Source organism: Bradyrhizobium sp. LeoA1Lang (genome assembly GCF_055413685.1).
This window is the reverse complement of sequence record NZ_JBVAPG010000028.1, coordinates 34,372-51,458: the sequence shown is the minus strand read 5'-3', so window position 1 is coordinate 51,458 and position 17,087 is coordinate 34,372. Positions and strand designations below refer to the sequence as shown.

General features: G+C 62.2%; 18 protein-coding genes, 1 tRNA gene and 1 pseudogene. 11 read left to right on the top strand and 9 right to left on the bottom strand.

What is annotated here, in order from left to right:
* Positions 1-95 precede the first annotated feature (95 nt).
* From ACZYOF_RS12760 to ACZYOF_RS12750, 3 genes are all read left to right on the top strand, one after another.
* Entirely contained in the window at positions 96-479 is a 384-nt protein-coding gene (locus ACZYOF_RS12760; RefSeq protein ID WP_463715955.1) for a phasin family protein, read from the top strand.
* Between the two features lie 235 nt (positions 480-714).
* On the top strand, positions 715-1,149 hold the full coding sequence (locus ACZYOF_RS12755; protein WP_130581235.1) for a phasin: 435 nt from the start codon (positions 715-717) through the stop codon (positions 1,147-1,149).
* A gap of 266 nt (positions 1,150-1,415) precedes the next feature.
* A tRNA-His gene (locus ACZYOF_RS12750) sits at positions 1,416-1,492 on the top strand.
* 179 nt (positions 1,493-1,671) lie between these two features.
* Here ACZYOF_RS12750 and ACZYOF_RS12745 read toward each other — a convergent pair.
* The 4 genes and pseudogenes from ACZYOF_RS12745 to ACZYOF_RS12730 all read right to left on the bottom strand — a co-directional run bounded on the left by ACZYOF_RS12745 (position 1,672) and on the right by ACZYOF_RS12730 (position 3,762).
* Complete coding sequence (locus ACZYOF_RS12745) at positions 1,672-2,352, bottom strand: DUF899 domain-containing protein (RefSeq protein ID WP_207234609.1); 681 nt, start codon at positions 2,350-2,352, stop codon at positions 1,672-1,674.
* A gap of 103 nt (positions 2,353-2,455) precedes the next feature.
* Positions 2,456-2,674, bottom strand: a pseudogene (locus ACZYOF_RS12740) (IS66 family transposase); the annotation flags it as partial.
* Positions 2,675-2,858: 184 nt separating this feature from the next.
* The gene (locus tag ACZYOF_RS12735) at positions 2,859-3,182 is read right to left on the bottom strand and encodes a septal ring lytic transglycosylase RlpA family protein (RefSeq protein ID WP_463715954.1); all 324 of its coding nucleotides are present in this window, start codon (positions 3,180-3,182) and stop codon (positions 2,859-2,861) included.
* Positions 3,183-3,357: 175 nt separating this feature from the next.
* Positions 3,358-3,762 carry a MarR family winged helix-turn-helix transcriptional regulator gene (locus tag ACZYOF_RS12730; protein ID WP_463715953.1) on the bottom strand — a complete coding sequence of 135 codons (405 nt, stop codon included), beginning with the start codon at positions 3,760-3,762 and terminating at the stop codon, positions 3,358-3,360.
* 347 nt (positions 3,763-4,109) lie between these two features.
* Between ACZYOF_RS12730 and ACZYOF_RS12725 the strand changes: the two genes are divergently transcribed.
* The 6 genes from ACZYOF_RS12725 to ACZYOF_RS12700 all read left to right on the top strand — a co-directional run bounded on the left by ACZYOF_RS12725 (position 4,110) and on the right by ACZYOF_RS12700 (position 9,484).
* On the top strand, positions 4,110-4,994 hold the full coding sequence (locus tag ACZYOF_RS12725; protein WP_463715952.1) for an isocitrate lyase/PEP mutase family protein: 885 nt from the start codon (positions 4,110-4,112) through the stop codon (positions 4,992-4,994).
* A gap of 135 nt (positions 4,995-5,129) precedes the next feature.
* Entirely contained in the window at positions 5,130-6,059 is a 930-nt protein-coding gene (locus ACZYOF_RS12720; RefSeq protein WP_463715951.1) for an alpha/beta fold hydrolase, read from the top strand.
* Positions 6,060-6,661: 602 nt separating this feature from the next.
* Entirely contained in the window at positions 6,662-7,549 is an 888-nt protein-coding gene (locus ACZYOF_RS12715) for a cation diffusion facilitator family transporter (protein ID WP_463715950.1), read from the top strand.
* A gap of 350 nt (positions 7,550-7,899) precedes the next feature.
* Positions 7,900-8,184, top strand: a complete 285-nt coding sequence (locus ACZYOF_RS12710) for a hypothetical protein (protein ID WP_394568285.1) — start codon at positions 7,900-7,902, stop codon at positions 8,182-8,184.
* A gap of 145 nt (positions 8,185-8,329) precedes the next feature.
* Entirely contained in the window at positions 8,330-8,623 is a 294-nt protein-coding gene (locus tag ACZYOF_RS12705; RefSeq protein ID WP_130582346.1) for a hypothetical protein, read from the top strand.
* 180 nt (positions 8,624-8,803) lie between these two features.
* Entirely contained in the window at positions 8,804-9,484 is a 681-nt protein-coding gene (locus ACZYOF_RS12700) for a ParA family protein (protein ID WP_028165401.1), read from the top strand.
* Positions 9,485-9,695: 211 nt separating this feature from the next.
* Here ACZYOF_RS12700 and ACZYOF_RS12695 read toward each other — a convergent pair whose 3' ends face one another.
* Both ACZYOF_RS12695 and ACZYOF_RS12690 read right to left on the bottom strand, forming a co-directional pair.
* Positions 9,696-9,830 carry a hypothetical protein gene (locus ACZYOF_RS12695; RefSeq protein WP_463715962.1) on the bottom strand — a complete coding sequence of 45 codons (135 nt, stop codon included), beginning with the start codon at positions 9,828-9,830 and terminating at the stop codon, positions 9,696-9,698.
* A 298-nt stretch (positions 9,831-10,128) separates the two neighbouring features.
* Entirely contained in the window at positions 10,129-10,404 is a 276-nt protein-coding gene (locus tag ACZYOF_RS12690) for a metal-sensitive transcriptional regulator (protein WP_282531978.1), read from the bottom strand.
* Positions 10,405-10,469: 65 nt separating this feature from the next.
* Between ACZYOF_RS12690 and ACZYOF_RS12685 the strand changes: the two genes are divergently transcribed.
* Positions 10,470-12,863 (top strand): heavy metal translocating P-type ATPase, encoded by a 2,394-nt coding sequence (locus ACZYOF_RS12685; protein ID WP_463715949.1) that lies wholly within the window; start codon positions 10,470-10,472, stop codon positions 12,861-12,863.
* Between the two features lie 148 nt (positions 12,864-13,011).
* On the opposite strand, the gene ACZYOF_RS12680 is transcribed toward ACZYOF_RS12685, so the two are convergent.
* From ACZYOF_RS12680 to trxB, 3 genes are all read right to left on the bottom strand, one after another.
* Positions 13,012-13,929, bottom strand: a complete 918-nt coding sequence (locus ACZYOF_RS12680) for a 4-hydroxy-tetrahydrodipicolinate synthase family protein (RefSeq protein ID WP_394568279.1) — start codon at positions 13,927-13,929, stop codon at positions 13,012-13,014.
* A 464-nt stretch (positions 13,930-14,393) separates the two neighbouring features.
* Positions 14,394-15,317, bottom strand: coding sequence for a LysR family transcriptional regulator (locus ACZYOF_RS12675; RefSeq protein WP_028165397.1), 924 nt, complete (start codon positions 15,315-15,317; stop codon positions 14,394-14,396).
* 2 nt (positions 15,318-15,319) lie between these two features.
* Complete coding sequence (gene trxB, locus ACZYOF_RS12670; RefSeq protein WP_463715948.1) at positions 15,320-16,285, bottom strand: thioredoxin-disulfide reductase; 966 nt, start codon at positions 16,283-16,285, stop codon at positions 15,320-15,322.
* Positions 16,286-16,553: 268 nt separating this feature from the next.
* Here trxB and ACZYOF_RS12665 point away from each other — a divergent pair, with 268 nt between their 5' ends.
* A complete protein-coding gene (locus ACZYOF_RS12665; protein WP_130581940.1) occupies positions 16,554-17,033 on the top strand; it encodes an Lrp/AsnC family transcriptional regulator in 480 nt (159 codons plus the stop codon).
* The last annotated feature ends 54 nt before the right edge of the window (positions 17,034-17,087 follow it).

Here is a 17,087-nt window from a genome sequence, read left to right as displayed (position 1 = left end):
TTACGTCATTCGGGCGAGGTTCTTTGACGGTAGGCTGATGCGACCCGAACGGGAGGAAAGGGCCAAAAAGGCCTGACAGAGAAAAGGAGTGGACCATGAGCAACGATGCGCGGGACCGTTTCGAGATTCCGAAGGACGTACGATCGATGGCTGAGGCGAGCTTCGAGCAGGCCCGCAAGACCTTCGAGAAGTTTCTGGCCAGCGCACAGGAGACCGCGGGCTCGCTGGAGGAGCGCAGCGCCACGGTTCGCGCCGGCGCCAAGGACATTTCGAGCAAGGCGCTCACTTACGCCGAAAACAACGTCAAGGCGTCGCTGGACTATGCGGAATCCCTCGTGAAGGCCAAGGACGTCAGCGAAGTGATGCGGCTGCACAGCGAATATGTGCAGGCCCAGATGCGCACGCTGGCGCAGCAGGCGAGCGAAATGGGCCAGATCGTCAGCCGCGCCGCAATGGACGCGATCAAGCCGAAATCATGAGGTTTGGCGCGGCAATCGGAAACCCTGGGCTGACAAATGCGGCATCGCATTGATTTAACGTTGCGTTGCACAAAATTGACATGATAAAGAGCTTTACTTGTCCTGCCCAGGGACAGGGCATTCCGTGAACTAGGAACTAGGCAGCGTGATCCAATTCGACCGTTCTCGGTCCTTGCGGGCCGCGGCGTTCGCAATGGGGTCACCGGACTTTACCCCGTTGTGAAGGATGCATGCGATGACCAGTTCGACTGACCCGTTTTCCGCTTCTATCATTCCGTTCGAAGTTCCCGAGCAGATGCGCGCGTTCGCCGAAAAGGGCGTTTCGCAGGCGCGCGACAACTACGCCAAGTTCAAGGACGCCGCCGAGGCCCATAACGGCACCATCGAGGCGGTGTTCACCACCGCCAGCAAGGGCGCGAGCGAATATACCGCCAAGCTGATGGAGTTCGTGAAGGCCAACACCACCTCGGCGCTCGATTTCGCCCAGGAACTGCTCGGCGCCAAGACGCCCTCCGAGGCGCTGGAACTGTGGACCGCGCAGACCCGCAAGACCTTCGAGACCTTCGGCGCTCAAGCCAAGGAGCTGACCGAGCTCAGCCAGAAGGTCGCCAGCGAGACCGCCGAGCCGATCAAGGCCAGCGCCTCGAAATATTACAAGCCGGCCGCCTGATCGGGGCAAAATCACAGAAAGGCCCGGGCAACCGAGCCCGGGCCTTTTGTTTTGAAGAGGCCGCAATGGTCTGTAGCCCGGATGGAGCGAAAGCGTAATCCGGGACCGGCGTTTGGCTCGGAGAGACCCGGATTGCGCTGCGCTTCATCCGGGCTACGGGGTATTCGGAAGTTGGAAAGTCCCGCGTTCGGCCTTGCCAAAGCGGAGCGTTGCACCTAGTTTCCGGCCCATTCGCGAGGCCCCTTTGCGCGGCCTCGTCCGAGGATGCAGTTGTAGCTCAGTTGGTTAGAGCGCCTGTCTGTGGAACAGGAGGTCGGTGGTTCGAGCCCACCCAACTGTACCAGCCAAATCAAACAATTTGCGCTTCGTTCGCCTCCAATTTGGGTAGCGACGCGAATTAGGAAACTGAGCACGACTGCCAATGCGTGTTCAAGTGCGCGCTGACCTCGAAATGATACTCAACGGAACCCTCCGGCCGGGCCGCGGAGTGATCGCTTTTCGCCGGGTTAGTCTAAGGATTTCTTACGACTCATATTCGTCGTGCCGGCGCCACCATTCGTAGGGGTGTGACTTGGGCCAATCCGGGGGCGAATCCTCCCACGTCTCCTGGCGCCCGTAGGGCGTCGCGTCCAGGAAACCCCAGACATTCCCGAGCGCCTCGCATCCGCGTCGGGAGGTGAAGTAGGTGCGGAACACCTGGTCTCCCCGCCGCAAGAAGACGCTGAGCCCATGGGCTTCGCCGCTCGGCGTCGTGATCCCCAGATCGACATTGAAGCTGTTGTTCGCTGACGAGACCCAGCGGTGCGGCCAGGACATGCGCTTGCGATAGGCCTCGATGCTGGCGAAGGGCGCGAGCGAGACCAGTACAAGGGATACGCCGCGCGCGCTCAGGTGCGGTACGGCGAATTGACCGATGTTGTCCACGAACATCGAGCATCCGGGACAGCCCGAAGACGGCCAGCCGTGCACGCCCGGCGCGAACATGAAGTGGTAGAGGAGAAGCTGCGGCCGGCCATCGAATAGATCCAATAGGCTCACCCGCCCATCTGCGCCGTCGAAGACGTAGGACTTCTCGATCTTTGTCATCGGCAGTCGGCGACGTTCTGCGGCAAGCGCATCCCTGGTGCGGGTCAGGGCTTTCTCCTTGGTAAGCATCGTGTCGAGCGCTTGGCGCCACTCACGCTCCGCTACAACCTTGGGCATCGGTTCTGCTGTTGCATTCATTGCTTGTCTCCTTCGTCCGACGGAACCGCCCCGAGGACGTTCGAGGCAGACCCAAGCCGACAGGCCGACCGAAATTTTCGGCGACTGAGGCCGAGCGCGACAAGCGGCCACGCTGCTCGCACAGCCAGGCTTGCAACGACGTCACGAGTGCGGCACTTTGTTCACGCCGCACCAGCAGGCGTTCTTCGGTGCTCAGGCCGTTGACGCCGCGCTCGATCTCAAACAGAGCATCGATGCGCCTGACTGCCTCCAGCGCGATCGGCGAGATCGCCGCGGCGTTCCCGCCGCGTCTTGCGGGCGCCAAACTGTCCTCGATGATCCGAAGCTTCTCGGCAATAGTCCGCCGCCGTCGCCGCTCCGGACAGAACCGTAACCGTCGTCACGTTTGCTCACTTGCTTGCAAATTAATGAGCAAACCATCCTCGCTCGAACACGAACCGGGAAGGCGGCCGCGCCGGAGGCTTACCACTCAACTTTCGCGCGTCTCATTCGAGTAAGACCAACGCGGTCCCGGCCATCCCAAGTGCACGCGCGGCTCCGGTGGATAAGTCTATGCAGCGTCGCTTTATGAAGGGACCACGGTCGTTGATCCGAACGGTGACGCTTCGACCGGTTGAGTGTGAGGTGACTGTGACCTGAGAGCCGAATGGCCTGGTACGATGCGCTGCGGTCATTGCGTTTGGGTCCATCCGCTCGCCTGATGCAGTTCGGCTGCCGATGTAGCCATAACGAGAGGCAACACAAGTTTCGGCGAATGCCGATGCAGATAAACAAGTGACCGCCAAGGCGGTGCATATTGGGCGGATCATTCGTCTCCCCTTCCTGGATCCTGCCCGATTTGCCAACCTTCCCGGAGCCTCCAGGTTCCCTCCTGCCGCCGCGCTTTGACCGTGATGTTCCTACTGCACAGCTTTTGCCAAGGAAGACGCCGCTGGGGCGGGCACAAAATCTGGATACCGATCGGGTGGGATAGACGATGCTTCCTCACTTTCCGGAATCGGTCCCGCTGAATGAGGCAACGCGATTTAGGAGCCCTCCTGCCTTGAACAGCAAAGCACGTTCTTCCCTCGTCAGGCATCGCTCGATCGCGTCCGCGAGCCACTGCTCACGACGGGTGATATTCTTATGAAGCACTTCTCGGCCGGTTCGGCTTAAGCGGACTCTCACCTTACGACGGTCCTCGGCGTCGGGCATCCGGATGATCAGTCCCTCCGCGTTGAGCTCCCGAAGCGCGGCGGCAAGGTTCGACGATCGCATATTCTCGGATTCGCCGAGCATGGTTGGCGTGGCGGCGTCCCCGGCCCGCTCAATGGCGCCAAGCAACTGCAGCCGTACCCAGGAGCGGTCGTCAGCATGTGCTTCGCGGCGCAGCCGGCGCGAGAGATTCATGAACTGGTTGCGGAACGTCGTGACTTGGCGAGGAGGAGTTCGGCTTTTCATATAGCTATAATAGTATAGCTATCTTCAGTGTCACAAGGCTGCGATTGCGCCGTGTCTGACGCCGGACTGGAACGATTCCGTGCCGCCCTGCATCTAACATCTAACTACTTCGACAGCCGCAGATTTCGTGTGAGGGCGGGCTCACACGCGCACGGCATCGTGATGGTAGTGGCTACTTTAATATAGCTATTTCAATATAGATATTATCCGTGAAATAAGTGGCGCGCATCGCGCTCGAGCTGTCAGTTCCAGCTCGCCCCAAGCATCAGCGCGAGCGGCCCGCATGGGAGATCAACATGGCCAAGAAAACGATCAGGGAAATGCTGCATGCGCGAGAGTTCATTGCCGCACCAGGCGTTTTCGATCTGGTTTCAGCAAAAATCGCGGCCCAGACGAATGCGAAGGTGCTGTACATGACGGGCTTCGGGACCGTCGCATCCTATCTGGGATATCCGGACGCCGGCCTTGCGACCTATACCGATATGCTCGACCGGGCGACCGCAATCGCTCAGGCCGTGGATAAGCCAGTCATTGCAGATGGTGATACCGGCTATGGTGGTCTGCTGAACGTGCATCATACCGTGCGCGGTTACGAGAAAGCCGGCGTGGCGATGATCCAGATCGAGGATCAGCAGATTCCAAAGAAGTGCGGTCACACGCCCAATCGTCACATCATCTCGACCGAAGAGATGGTGGACAAGATCAAGGTGGCGTGCGATGCGCGTTCCTCGAACGAATTCCTGATCCTGGCGCGAACGGACGCAAGAACGGCAGTATCGCTGGATGAAGCAATACGCCGCGCGGTGGCATACGCCGAGGCCGGAGCGGATGCGATCTTTATCGAGGCACCGGAATCCGTGGACGAGATGAAGAAGATCGGTGCCTCAGTCGACGCGCCGCTGGTCTCGAACCAACTGCACGGCGGCAAAACGCCGATACTTCCTCAAAAGCAGCTTGAGGAGATCGGCTTCAGCGCTGCCATTTACCCCACCGCGGGACTGTTCGCGGCCGCAAAAGCGCTTCAAAGCGTCTATGAGGCTCACGCCGAGGGAAGGTTGGTCGAGACTCCGATGTGGGCCTTCCAGGACTTCGTGAAGATGATCGGCTTCCAGAAAATCTGGGACTTCGAAAAGAAATACGCAAATCTGCTGGCGGTAGAGAACGCGTCGGCGCGCGGCTGAGCCGTCACGGGCGCGACGCGTCGGTAGCGGAGCAGGGGTGTCCGCCATCATGCGACCCTAGCCCGCTTCCAACTCTTGGTTGATCAAAAGATGCAACACACCGATGCATGGTAAATTCACGGTTGGAGCGCTATAGTGTTCTGCCTCAACTGCTGGAGTTCGGTCATGCACTTCGGAATCAAGGGGCCGCTCGCCGGCGTCGCTCTCGCGGTTGGGCTCTCCTCGCCAGTCATTGCCGATAATGTCAAAGAGCTAACGGCGGCTGACACGAAATTCGCCTATGTCGAGGCCGGCGAGGGCGATCCGATCGTTCTCGTGCATGGCGGGCTTCAGGATTATCGTTTCTGGAATGGGCACCTTCCGGTGCTCTCAAAAAACCATCGCGTGATTGCCTATAGCCGACGGAACCATTTTCCCAACGCAACGAGCAAGGATGGCCTGCCTGATGCCGCGGCCGACGTTCACGGCGAGGATCTGGCAGCCATCCTCGCTGAGCTCGGCATAAAACGCGCGCACATCGTCGCGCACTCTGCCGGTGCACACGCCGCGCTGTTCTTCGCATCCAATCATCCCGAGATGGTGATAACCCTGGTCGTCAACGAACCGCCGGCCGCGGGGTTGCTCGCCGGGATGCCCGGGAGCGCAGAGCTACTGAAAGAGTGGGGCGCTCGATTCGCGTCCACACAGGAAGCGTTCCGAAAGGGCGATATCGACGCAGGGCTGCGCCTCTTTGCGGAAGCGGTTGGCGGACCCGGCACCTACGACCGACGATCAGATGCCGATCGGAAAATGATGTCCGACAATGCGGCGTCGGCCGTTGCGGACGCAATAAGTTCCCGCCCACGTCCGGTGTTCACCTGTGAAATGGCAAAGCGCATTTCGGCGCCAACGCTTCTGATGAATGGTGAGCGGAGCCCCGAGTTCTTTCATCGCATCGTGGACCACTTGGAGAAGTGCCTTCCCGAGCGAAGGCGCATAACGATTCCCGACGCCTCTCACACTGTTCCCGGCGAAAACGCTCCTGCCTTTGATGAGGCCGTCATCGCCTTCGTAACAAGCCACTAGCTACTAACGAGATTGATGATTGAGAAAGGCGCGGGCAGCCTGCTGTAGGCCGCGTCTGCTCCCCAGTCAGGCGGGGCTCCAGGCATGCCGGTTTGGCAACCAACGTAGGAACGTGGGCACCGTTCCTGCGTTGGCCCCGGACGGAGAAACGCGATGGACCCGGTTACGCGGTGTTTGCATTGCGGCAGGAGATTGGTCCCGGTCCTAAGCGCGAACGGGAGAACAGAACTCAAGTGCGTTTGGTGCGACAAGGTGGACCCGATGAAGACCGAGCCGGTGAAACGGGATGACAGACCGTCGACCGAAAGGCTCAATTCTCACCCCTTGAGAGCCCCTTAAACCAGCCTGCGCGGAGCGAGCCGTCTGATGTGACGCTCCGATGCTCCGCGACATCAATCACTGAACTCGAACTAGTCTAGTCCCAGGAGAGGTCGACTCCCGCTTCCTGTAGCGCCGATCATACTTGTCCTGATGGTGGCGCAGCACTCCGCGTGTGTCGGGCGCAACTGAAATTCATTCGCGTCTGAGAGCCGCGATTGAAGTTGCAAGCCTGCCGTCGCCTCGGTACAGCACGTGGCCCACCACTCAACACGATCCGAGCGATGAACAAGCCACTGAACGTTGCGATAGGAAGCATTCTCGTCAGCGTTTTGGTGCTCGGTTTGAAATACCTGGCGTATTGGCTGACCGGGTCCATTGCGCTCTACTCCGACGCGCTCGAAAGCATCGTCAACGTTGTAACGGCCGTTGTTGCACTATGGGCGGTCCGCATCTCGGCAAAGCCCGCCGACGCCAATCATCCGTTCGGGCATCACAAGATCGAATACTTCAGTGCGGTGTTGGAAGGCGTGATGATCATCATCGCTGCACTCCTGATCGTGCGCGAGGCGTATGACGGCTTCCTGCACCCGAGAAAACTGGCTGTTGTGCCGGAGGGGCTGCTCGTGAACGGGCTCGCCAGCATCGTCAACGCCACCTGGGCCTGGGTGTTGATCGTCCGGGGACGGCACATGCGCTCGCCGGCGCTCGTTGCGGACGGCCGACATCTCCTGACCGATGTCATCTCATCCGTCGGCATACTGGTCGGACTTGCGCTCGCGTTCGTCATGAAATGGGAGTTTCTCGATCCTGCACTTGCCCTGATCGTCGCTGCGACAATCCTGTGGTCCGGCTGGGGCGTCCTCAAGGAGTCCGCCGGAGGCCTGCTGGATGAAGCGGTGCCCGAGGCAACGTTGAACGCGATTCGACGGACGATTGCCGACCATGCGGCCGGCGCGCTGGAAGCTCACGATGTTCGCACGCGCCACGCGGGGCGTGTCACGTTCATTGAGTTCCACCTCGTCGTTCCCGGGCGGATGACGGTGTCGGAGGCGCACCAGATATGCGACCGTCTCGAAGCGGCATTGCGGGCTGAGGATGAGGACAGGCGGATCACCATTCATGTGGAACCGGAAGAGAAGGCCAAACACTCTGGCATCGTCGTCGTCTGACATCGGCTTGTCGCCTGAGCGTGTCCTCATCGAAGTCGGGACGTGAGATGATCCCTAAGCAAGTGAACGAGTCTGCATAAACTCGCCATGCGATGAAGCTTTTGCGCAACACCCGAGCCCGATACAAACGCCGGATCGCTGGGGAGAATTTCTTCAGCGTTATCAGCAGCTAAGTCCATCCGCTACAATCCCGGCACCTGTATCACTCCATCAAGCCATCATCCTTCCTTGTTCTGGCCATCTTGCTGCTGACGCCGTGCCGCGCTTCGGCTGTGATGTTCCCGTCACCTTGGCTTGCCAATCCAATAGCCTTCATCGACTATTTCCGCAGATCGATGACGAGGGGAACAATGACGATTGTCGGCTCCACTTATTACAGGTTCGGTTTGCTGTTGACCGCGACGGTGATCGTCGCGATGTTGCCGCGACCCGGCGCCGCTTATACGCCCGAGCAGCAGCAGGCTTGCTCGCCCGATGCGATGCGACTCTGCAGCGCGTTCATTCCGGACGTCGACATGATCACCGCCTGCATGGCCCGCAACAAGGCGCAGCTCTCGCCGCCGTGCCGCGTGTTCTTCAGTTCCGACTCGGAGGAACGACGGGAGCGCAGGCGTCGCGCAAGGTCCGCGGATTAAGGTGCGACATCGCGAACCGCGAAGCAACGCGAGTCGGACGAGCACTGGTCCAAGTCCTGCACGCGCGACAGACTGACGCCTTGCGGCGTTTTCGCTCGTCAACATCTTCTCGCCAGAGGAGAATCCGGTGAGCGAACGTTACAGGATGGAAATAGACCGGCACTTTGCCTGGTTCGAAGGCAAGCTGCCGCCGCGGCCCGCAAGGTTTGTCGGGTGGCTGCGCAAGCCGTCGTCGCGCTATGCGCGGATGCCGCTTGCCGTTCTGCTGATGCTCGGCGGCGTCTTCAGCTTCCTGCCGGTGCTCGGGCTCTGGATGCTGCCGCTTGGACTCCTTTTGTTCGCGCAAGACGTACCAGTGTTACAAAAGCCGACCGCGCGGACTCTCGGATGGGTTGAGCGCAAGTGGACCGAGCGCCAGCGCGCAAAAAACGTGCCGTGATTCGCTGAAAAAACGCGCATTTGCTTCTATTGCTGGTTGTGTGCACCGCAAGGTGTGACTCAAACAACAACATTTTCCGGCAAATTGCAGCTCACGCCGCATTGTCCGCAAATTTCTGCTTTCGCGAATCACCACGCTGATTCATTTTCGTGGCCTGGGGTCAATCTGGAGGCCAACGTAATGAACGTGATTGTTTTTGCTTCGCGTAAGGGGGGCTCGGGCAAAAGCACCCTGGCTGCTCACCTGGCTGCCCATGTACACAAATCGACCAAGCCTTGTCTGCTGATCGACGCCGATCCGCAGGGCTCGCTGACGCTGTGGCACAAGCTGCGCGGCACCAACGAACCGCCGATCAAGGCCGCCGTCAATTCCGTGAGCGGCATCGTGGCTGCGGCCAAGCGCGACGGGATCGAGTGGGTGTTCATCGACACGCCGCCGAACCTGTCGGCCGTCGTCGACGATGCCATCAAGAATGCGACCATGGTGATCATTCCGGCGCGGCCTGGCGTGTTCGACGTCAATGCGGTGCAGGAAACGATCCAGACCTGCCGTTCAACGCGCAAGCCCTATGCGGTCGTGATCAACGGCGCGCCGGCTCAGCGCGATGGCGCGGAGAGCCCGATCGTCACGATCGCGCGCGAGTCGCTGGCGAAATTCCGTGCACCGGTTTGGAGCGGACAGATCACCAATCGCGCCGATCTGTTGATGGCGCTGAGCCATGGTGAAGGCGCCCGCGAATATGATGCCGAGGGGCGCGCGGCCGCCGAGATCGGCCGGCTGTGGGCCGCGATCGAACGTTCGATCAAGGCGATCCGCGGCGCGGCATCGGCAAGCGGCGCGATGCACAAGCAGGCGGCCTGATCACGACAGGCCTTCCAGACTGACAAAAGCGCGCGGCCCCCCGCGCGTTTTTGTTGGTGGTTGGGTCTGTGACTGGCCAACGCTCTCCGTCATTCCGGGGCGCGCCTCTTGGCGCGAGCCCGGAATCCATTTCGCCACGCGGTCTGCGGATAAATAGATTCCGGGCTCATCGCTACGCGATGCCCCGGAATGACGGAGTGCGTGGTGGCGTTTACGCCACCATCAGCATGTAGAAGATGATGACTGGTGATAAAGTAAGGATCACCGACCAGATGCCGAGCGCCCAGAGGATGTCGCCGGTCGTAAATCCTTGATGGTCTGAAACTGGATCAAATTCTTTGTGCACGATGCGCCCCATATTCTTTGGCGGGGCGATGGATAGCTGAAGCCTTTTAAGGTTCCGCTCGCAGTTTCGCTTGCATTTGACCACAGGTGCTACCGCGGATTAACCACTGCGCGGCGGCCTCTTTTTGCGCGTGTGGAGAGAGTTGATCCCCACCCGGTTTGTGCTGACGCGCAAACCGACCTCCCTTTTCAAGGGGTGACCACGCAGCCGCTGACCCGCTGCGCTCCTTCCCCCTAAAAGGGGGAAGGCTGGGATGGGGTCTGCCGCGATTCATGCTGTTCGAGGGGAAGCGAGAGCATCACCGATCAGCGCGGCCGATCACATCCATCAACTCGGCGATCTTGCGGCGCTGGTCGGCCTTGTCGCCGGAGGAGATCGCGTGCTCGACGCAATGGGCGACATGGTCGCGCAGGACTTCCTCCTCGACCCGCCGCAGCGCGGCGCGTGCGGCGCCGATCTGGGTCACCACGTCAATGCAATAGCGGTCGTCCTCGACCATCTTGGCGAGGCCGCGGATCTGGCCTTCGATTCGTTTCAGCCGTTTCAGGCAGGAACTCTTGATCTCGTCACGCATAGGGTTCATATACCCCCGTAGGGTATCAAGTTCAAGGGCCGGAGTTCGGCCGGGAAGAATTCGCCATGGCAGAGGCAGGTCACGGTCACGCGCATGAGGGACACGCGCATCATCATCACGGCGCCCCAGTGGCTAGCTGCTGCGGCGGCAAGCATGGCGCCGCAGCAGACAACGGCGCGCTCGCGACCGATCCCGTCTGCGGCATGAAGGTCGATCCGGCCACCGCCAAGCATCGCTTCAGCCACAAGGGCGAGGATTACGTCTTCTGCAGCGCGCGCTGCCGCGAACGGTTTGCGACCGAGCCGGAGAAATTCCTGAAGCCCCGCGAGAGCGAGCCGGCGCCCCCGGCCGGCACGATCTACACCTGCCCGATGCATCCGGAAGTGAGGCAGGTTGGACCGGGCTCCTGCCCGATCTGCGGCATGGCGCTCGAACCGGAAGAGGTGACGCTCGACGACAAGCCCGATCCGGAGCTCGTCGACATGACGCGCCGGTTCTGGATCGCGCTGGTGCTGACGCTGCCGGTGTTCGCGATCGAAATGGCTGGCCACGCCTTCGGCATCGAACTGGTGCCGATGGGATGGGCGAACTGGATCTCGTTCGCGCTGGCGACGCCGGTGGTGCTGTGGGCCGGCGCGCCGTTTTTCGTGCGCGGCTGGCAGTCGGTCGTGACGCGCAATCTTAACATGTTCACGCTGATCGCGATGGGCGTCGGCGTCGCCTATGTCTACAGCGTGGTCGGCACGCTGGCGCCGCATCTGTTCCCGCCGGCCTTCCGCGACATGCACGGCCAGGTCGCGGTCTATTTCGAAGCGGCTGCCGTGATCACGGTATTGGTGCTGCTCGGACAGGTGCTCGAGTTGCGGGCGCGCGCGCAGACTTCGGGCGCGATCCGCGCGCTGCTCGGGCTGGCGCCGAAGACGGCGCGGCGCATCACCGAGCATGGCGACGAGGACGTCGCGATCGAGGCGATCGCGGTCGACGATCGCCTGCGCGTGCGTCCGGGCGAGAAGGTGCCGGTCGACGGTATCGTCATCGAAGGCCGCGCCGTGCTCGACGAATCCATGGTCACTGGGGAATCGATGCCGGTCTCCAAGAACGAGGGCGACCGCGTGATCGGCGGCACCGTGAACCAGAGCGGCGGCTTCGTCATGCGCGCCGAGAAGATCGGCCGCGACACCATGCTGGCGCGGATCGTCGACATGGTCGCGAAGGCGCAGCGGTCGCGCGCGCCGATCCAGCGGCTCGCCGATCGCGTCGCCGGCTGGTTCGTGCCCGCAGTGATCGCGGTCGCGGTGCTGGCCTTCGCCGCCTGGGCGGTGTTCGGGCCCGAGCCGCGCTTCACCTTCGGCCTGGTCGCGGCCGTCACTGTTCTGATCATCGCCTGCCCCTGCGCGCTCGGGCTCGCCACGCCGATGTCGATCATGGTCGGCGTCGGGCGCGGGGCGCATTCGGGCATCCTGATCCGCGACGCGCAGGCGCTGGAGCGGATGGAGAGCATCGACACGCTGGTGCTCGACAAGACCGGCACGCTCACCGAGGGCAAGCCGAAAGTGGTCGGTGTGATCGCCTCGAAGGAGTTCGACGAGACCGAACTGCTGCGCCTTGCGGCAAGCGTCGAGCGCGGCAGCGAGCATCCGCTGGCGCTGGCGATCCTGAATGCCGCCAAGGAGCGCCAGCTTGTGCTCGCCGAGGTCAGCGGCTTCACCTCGCCGTCCGGCAAGGGCGCGAGCGGCACGATCGAAGGCAAGCAGGTCGCGCTCGGCAATGCCATGCTGATGGGCGAATTGAAGATCGCAACCAGCGCGTTAGACGCGGCGGCGGAGACCGCGCGGCAGGACGGCGCGACTGCGATCTATGTCGCGGTCGATGGGCGTGCGGCCGGTGTGATCGCGATCGCCGATCCGATCAAGCCGTCCGCCAGGGACGCACTGGCGGCGTTGCGCGGCGACGGCCTGCGCGTCGTGATGCTGACCGGCGACAATGCGACCACCGCGCGCGCGGTGGCGAAACGGCTCGGCATCGACGAGGTCGAGGCGGGCGTGTTGCCGGAGCGCAAGAGCGAGGTGGTGCAGCGGCTGCGCGGCGAGGGCCGCAACGTCGCGATGGTCGGCGACGGCGTCAATGACGCGCCGGCGCTGGCCGCCGCCGATGTCGGCATCGCCATGGGCGGCGGCACCGACGTCGCGATCGAGAGCGCCGGCGTGACGCTGCTCACCGGCGATCTCCGCGGACTGGTGCGGGCGCGGCGGCTGTCGGTCGCGACCATGCGCAACATCCGCCAGAACCTGATGTTCGCGTTCATCTACAACGCCGCCGGCGTGCCGATCGCGGCCGGCGTGCTCTATCCGGTGTTCGGCATCCTGCTGTCGCCGATGATCGGCGCCGCCGCGATGGCGCTGTCCTCCGTCAGCGTCATCGGCAACGCACTGAGGCTCGCAAGGGCGAAGCTGGATTGATGGCGCGCCTACACCTCCCCTTGAAAAGGGGAGGTCGGTTTGCGCGTCAGCGCAAGCCGGGTGGGGATCATCTCTCCCCACTTGCACCTGCGCCCGCGGCTTGACCCCCATCCCGACCTTCCCCCTTTCAGGGGGAAGGAGAAGAGGGCTACGCGCTTGCGAGCGAAGCCGCTGCCCGCTGTTCGATCTCGCGATCCAGGCGCGCTGCAAGCTCCGCGCTTACCTCCACCATCGGCAGCCGCACTTCCGCGCTGTCGATCAATCCCGTGCGCCACAGCCAATGCTTGGTCGGTGCCGGGCTCGGTTCGACGAACAACAGGCGTGTCAGCTCGGAAATGCCTTGCCAGGCTGCTAATGCGGCATCGCGCTTGCCCTGCTTCAGCAGCGATCGCACCGAGGCGAACGCGTCCGTCTCGACATGTGCGGACAACAGGATCGCGCCGTCGGCGCCGTCGCTGAGCGCGTCGAAATATTGCGCGTCCTCGCCCGTGAGCACGCGGAAGCCGGCAGGACGCCGCTTCAGGAAGTCGATCGATTGCGCGCGGTCGGCGCAGCAATCCTTCATGCCGACGATGTTCGGATGTTCGGCGAGCGCGAGCAGCGTCTCGTTGGTGATGTTGACTGCGGTCCGGTAGGGGATGTTGTAGATCAACAGCGGCCACGAAGCGTGGTCGGCCAACGCGGTGAAATGCTGCAGCAGGCCGCGCTGCGACGGCCTGACGTAGTAGGGGCTCGCGATCAGGTAGAAGTCGATCGGCCAGGCCGCCGTCTCGTCCAGCACATCCTTGATCTTGGCGGTGCTGGCGCCGGAGAGGCCGAGACAGATCGGCAAATAGCGCCTGATATCGTTGATCTCCGCCCGTACCAGCGCCACGAGCCGTTCGAACTCGCTGATGTCGAGTGACATGCCTTCGCCTGACGTGGCGCCCAGGATCAACCCGTCGACCGGGCCGCTCGCGTAGTGCCGTACCAGACGGCGCAGCGACGGCTCGTCGAGCTTGCCGTCGCGAAATGGCGTGATCAGGGGCAGCCACAGGCCCTGCAATGGGTCGGATAGATCAGTCATGGTCCTTCTCCTTGGGGTGCGTGAAACGCCGGAGACGGGACCAATAAAAAACCCCGTCCAGGCGGCGGGGTCTTCGGGATCGGTTCGGTCGATTTAACTCTATCGCGCGCGTCGATCTCGGCTCCCCGCATGGGGAGCTTTTTTCGACGACAGAGCTGCGCACGAATTCGTGATCATGTCGCGATACTGCTGGGACAGCCGGAGGTTGTCAATGCACGGTTGAGGGCAGAAGGCGAAAAGAAGCCGGGCTCGATCGAGCCCGGCTTAAGGTATTGGCCACGTGAGGCCGACACAATCACCTTCCAAGAGGGATTACTGAGCTTCCGCACCACTGGAGGAGGGGGACATAAGCGTAGCGCGACCGCTCAGCGCATGAGCAGTATGATCCCCATCAGTGCCATGCAGCAACCGTCCGAGCCGCATGTCAGACATGCGGAGTCCGGGGCCTCTATGAAAACAGCCGATTACGAGGGCCAGCGCTGCGCCTTGCTGACCACGAAGTCGCGGAAGACCTGCACGCGCGCCACCGTCTTCAGCTCTTCAGGATAGACGAAGTAGGTGTCGAGCTGGATCGAGTCGGACTCGCCGAACAACTGCACCAGGCGGCTGTCTTCCTCGACCAGGTAATCCGGCAGCGCAGCGATGCCGAGGCCCTGCTGACAGGCGCGCACCAACCCCAGGATGTTATTGACCTTGAAGTAGGGCTCGCGCGGACCCGAGCCATTGCGGCCGGCATCGATCAGCCAGGCGCGGTTCTGCAGATGCGTCGGGACCTGGGAATCGCCGAGCATGATGATGCGGTGCGAGTCGAGGTCGTCGAGCGTGCGCGGCGTGCCGAAGCGCTTGATGTATTCCGGCGAGCAATAGGCGTGGAAGCCGATCGAGAACAGCTTGCGCTGGATCAGGTCCGGCTGCGTCGGCTTGCGGGTGCGGATCGCGACGTCGGCTTCGCGCATCGAGAGATCGAGATCCTCGTCGGTCACGATCAGCGAGATCCGGATGTCCGGATAGAGCTGGGTGAATTCGTCGAGCCGCGGGATCAGCCAGTTGATGCCGAGCGCCGGCGGCGTCGTGATCTTGAGGTCGCCGCTCGGCCGCTCCCGGCTGTCGGTGAGCTTTGCCCGCGCCGCCTGCAACTGCATGAAGACGTCATGGGCGGTGCGGAACAGCAGATCGCCCTGCTCGGTGAGGATCAGGCCGCGAGCGTGGCGGTGAAACAGCGAGACCGAAAGCTCCTGCTCCAGCGCGCTGACTTGCCTGGAGACCGCCGACTGCGAGAGGCCAAGCTGCTCGCCGGCATGCGTGAAGCTTCCCGCTTCCGCCGCTGCGTGAAACACCTTCAGCTTGTCCCAGTCCATGTCCGTAAATCCATCGCGTGTTCTAGCCATGATCATTCCGCCGCCGCGCGATCGCTCGCGCGCAAAGCCAGGAAGCGTTCGGCCTCGAGCGCTGCCATGCAGCCGAGGCCGGCGGCCGTCACCGCCTGGCGATAGGTTTCGTCCGCCACGTCGCCGGCGGCAAACAGCCCGGGCACGGAGGTCGCAGTCGAATTGGGCGCCACCTCGACATAGCCGGAGGGTTTGAGTTTGATCTGGCCTTTGACGAGATCTGTCGCAGGCGCATGACCGATGGCGATGAAGACGCCGTCGGCCGGCACTTCGGTCAGTGCGCCGGTCTTGATGTTCTTCAAGCGTACATGGGTGACCTTGGTCGGGTTCTCGGCGCCGCGGATCTCGTCAATGGCGCTGTCCCAGACCACCTTGATCTTCGGATGCTTGAACAGGCGATCCTGCAGGATGCGCTCGGCGCGGAAATGATCGCGGCGATGCACGATGGTGACCTGCGAGGCGAAGTTGGTGAGGAACAGCGCTTCCTCGACCGCGGTGTTGCCGCCGCCGACCACGACGACCTTCTTGCCGCGATAGAAGAAGCCATCGCAGGTTGCACAGGCCGAAACGCCGAAGCCCTTGTACGTCTCTTCCGACGGCAGCCCGAGCCAGCGGGCCTGCGCGCCGGTGGCGAGCACGACGGTCTCGGCGAGATAGACATCGCCAGAGTCGCAGGTCAGGCGGAACGGCCGCTGCGATAGGTCAAGCTTGTTGACGAGATCGGTGACGATCTTGGTGCCGACATGCGCGGCCTGCTTCTCCATCTGTTCCATGAGCCATGGGCCCTGGATCACGTCGGCGAAGCCCGGATAGTTCTCGACATCGGTGGTGATGGTGAGCTGCCCGCCCGGCTGGATGCCCTGGATCAGCACCGGCTCCAGCATCGCCCGCGCCGCGTAGATCGCCGCGGTGTAGCCGGCCGGACCGGACCCGATGATGACGACCTTGGCATGGATAGGAGCAGGCATAGGCGAATCCCTTCTCAGGGCGATTTTGTCAGGACTTGTGCGGAAAGCGCCTGGAAAGGCATCGCGGCGGCGCCGCCAGAGTCAAACCCAACTCTATTATATCTGGGTAGCTATGCAAGAATTGCAATCCATATCAGCGATTTTTCCCCGGAACCGCATCAAATCCTGCACTGCACGCGCAATAAAATTGCGGCTGTCGAGCCGACTGGGCTATGAGAGTTGCCGTCAGAACCACCAAATCCTCCAAGCTCTTGGGAACCAGACCCGCGTGTCTAAGAACCTTGACGAGATTGATCTCAAAATTCTTGCCGAAATCCAGGCCGATGGCCGAATCACAAATGTGGAATTGGCCAAGCGCGTCGGCATTTCGCCGCCGCCTTGCCTGCGCCGCGTCAGGGCGCTGGAGGAAGCGGGCTATATCCTGGGCTATCGCGGATTGCTCGATCCCCAGCGGCTCGGCTTCGATGTGACGGTGTTTGCCGCGGTGCACCTGTCGAGCCAGGCGGATGCGGATCTGCGCGCGTTCGAGGATTTCGTGCGCAAGGAACCCTTGGTGCGGGAATGCTGGATGCTGTCGGGCGAGGTGGATTTCATCCTGAAATGCGTCGCCCCTGACATGGCGACGTTCCAGAACTTCGTCACCCACCTCACCGCTGCGCCTCACGTGCGCAATGTCAGGACATCGCTGGTGCTGCATAATTCGAAATATGAGGCCGCCGTGCCGCTGGATGTGAAAGCGGCGGGGTGAGGCGGCGATGGCGATCGGTAGCCCGGGTGGAGCGGAACGCGCAACCCGGGACAC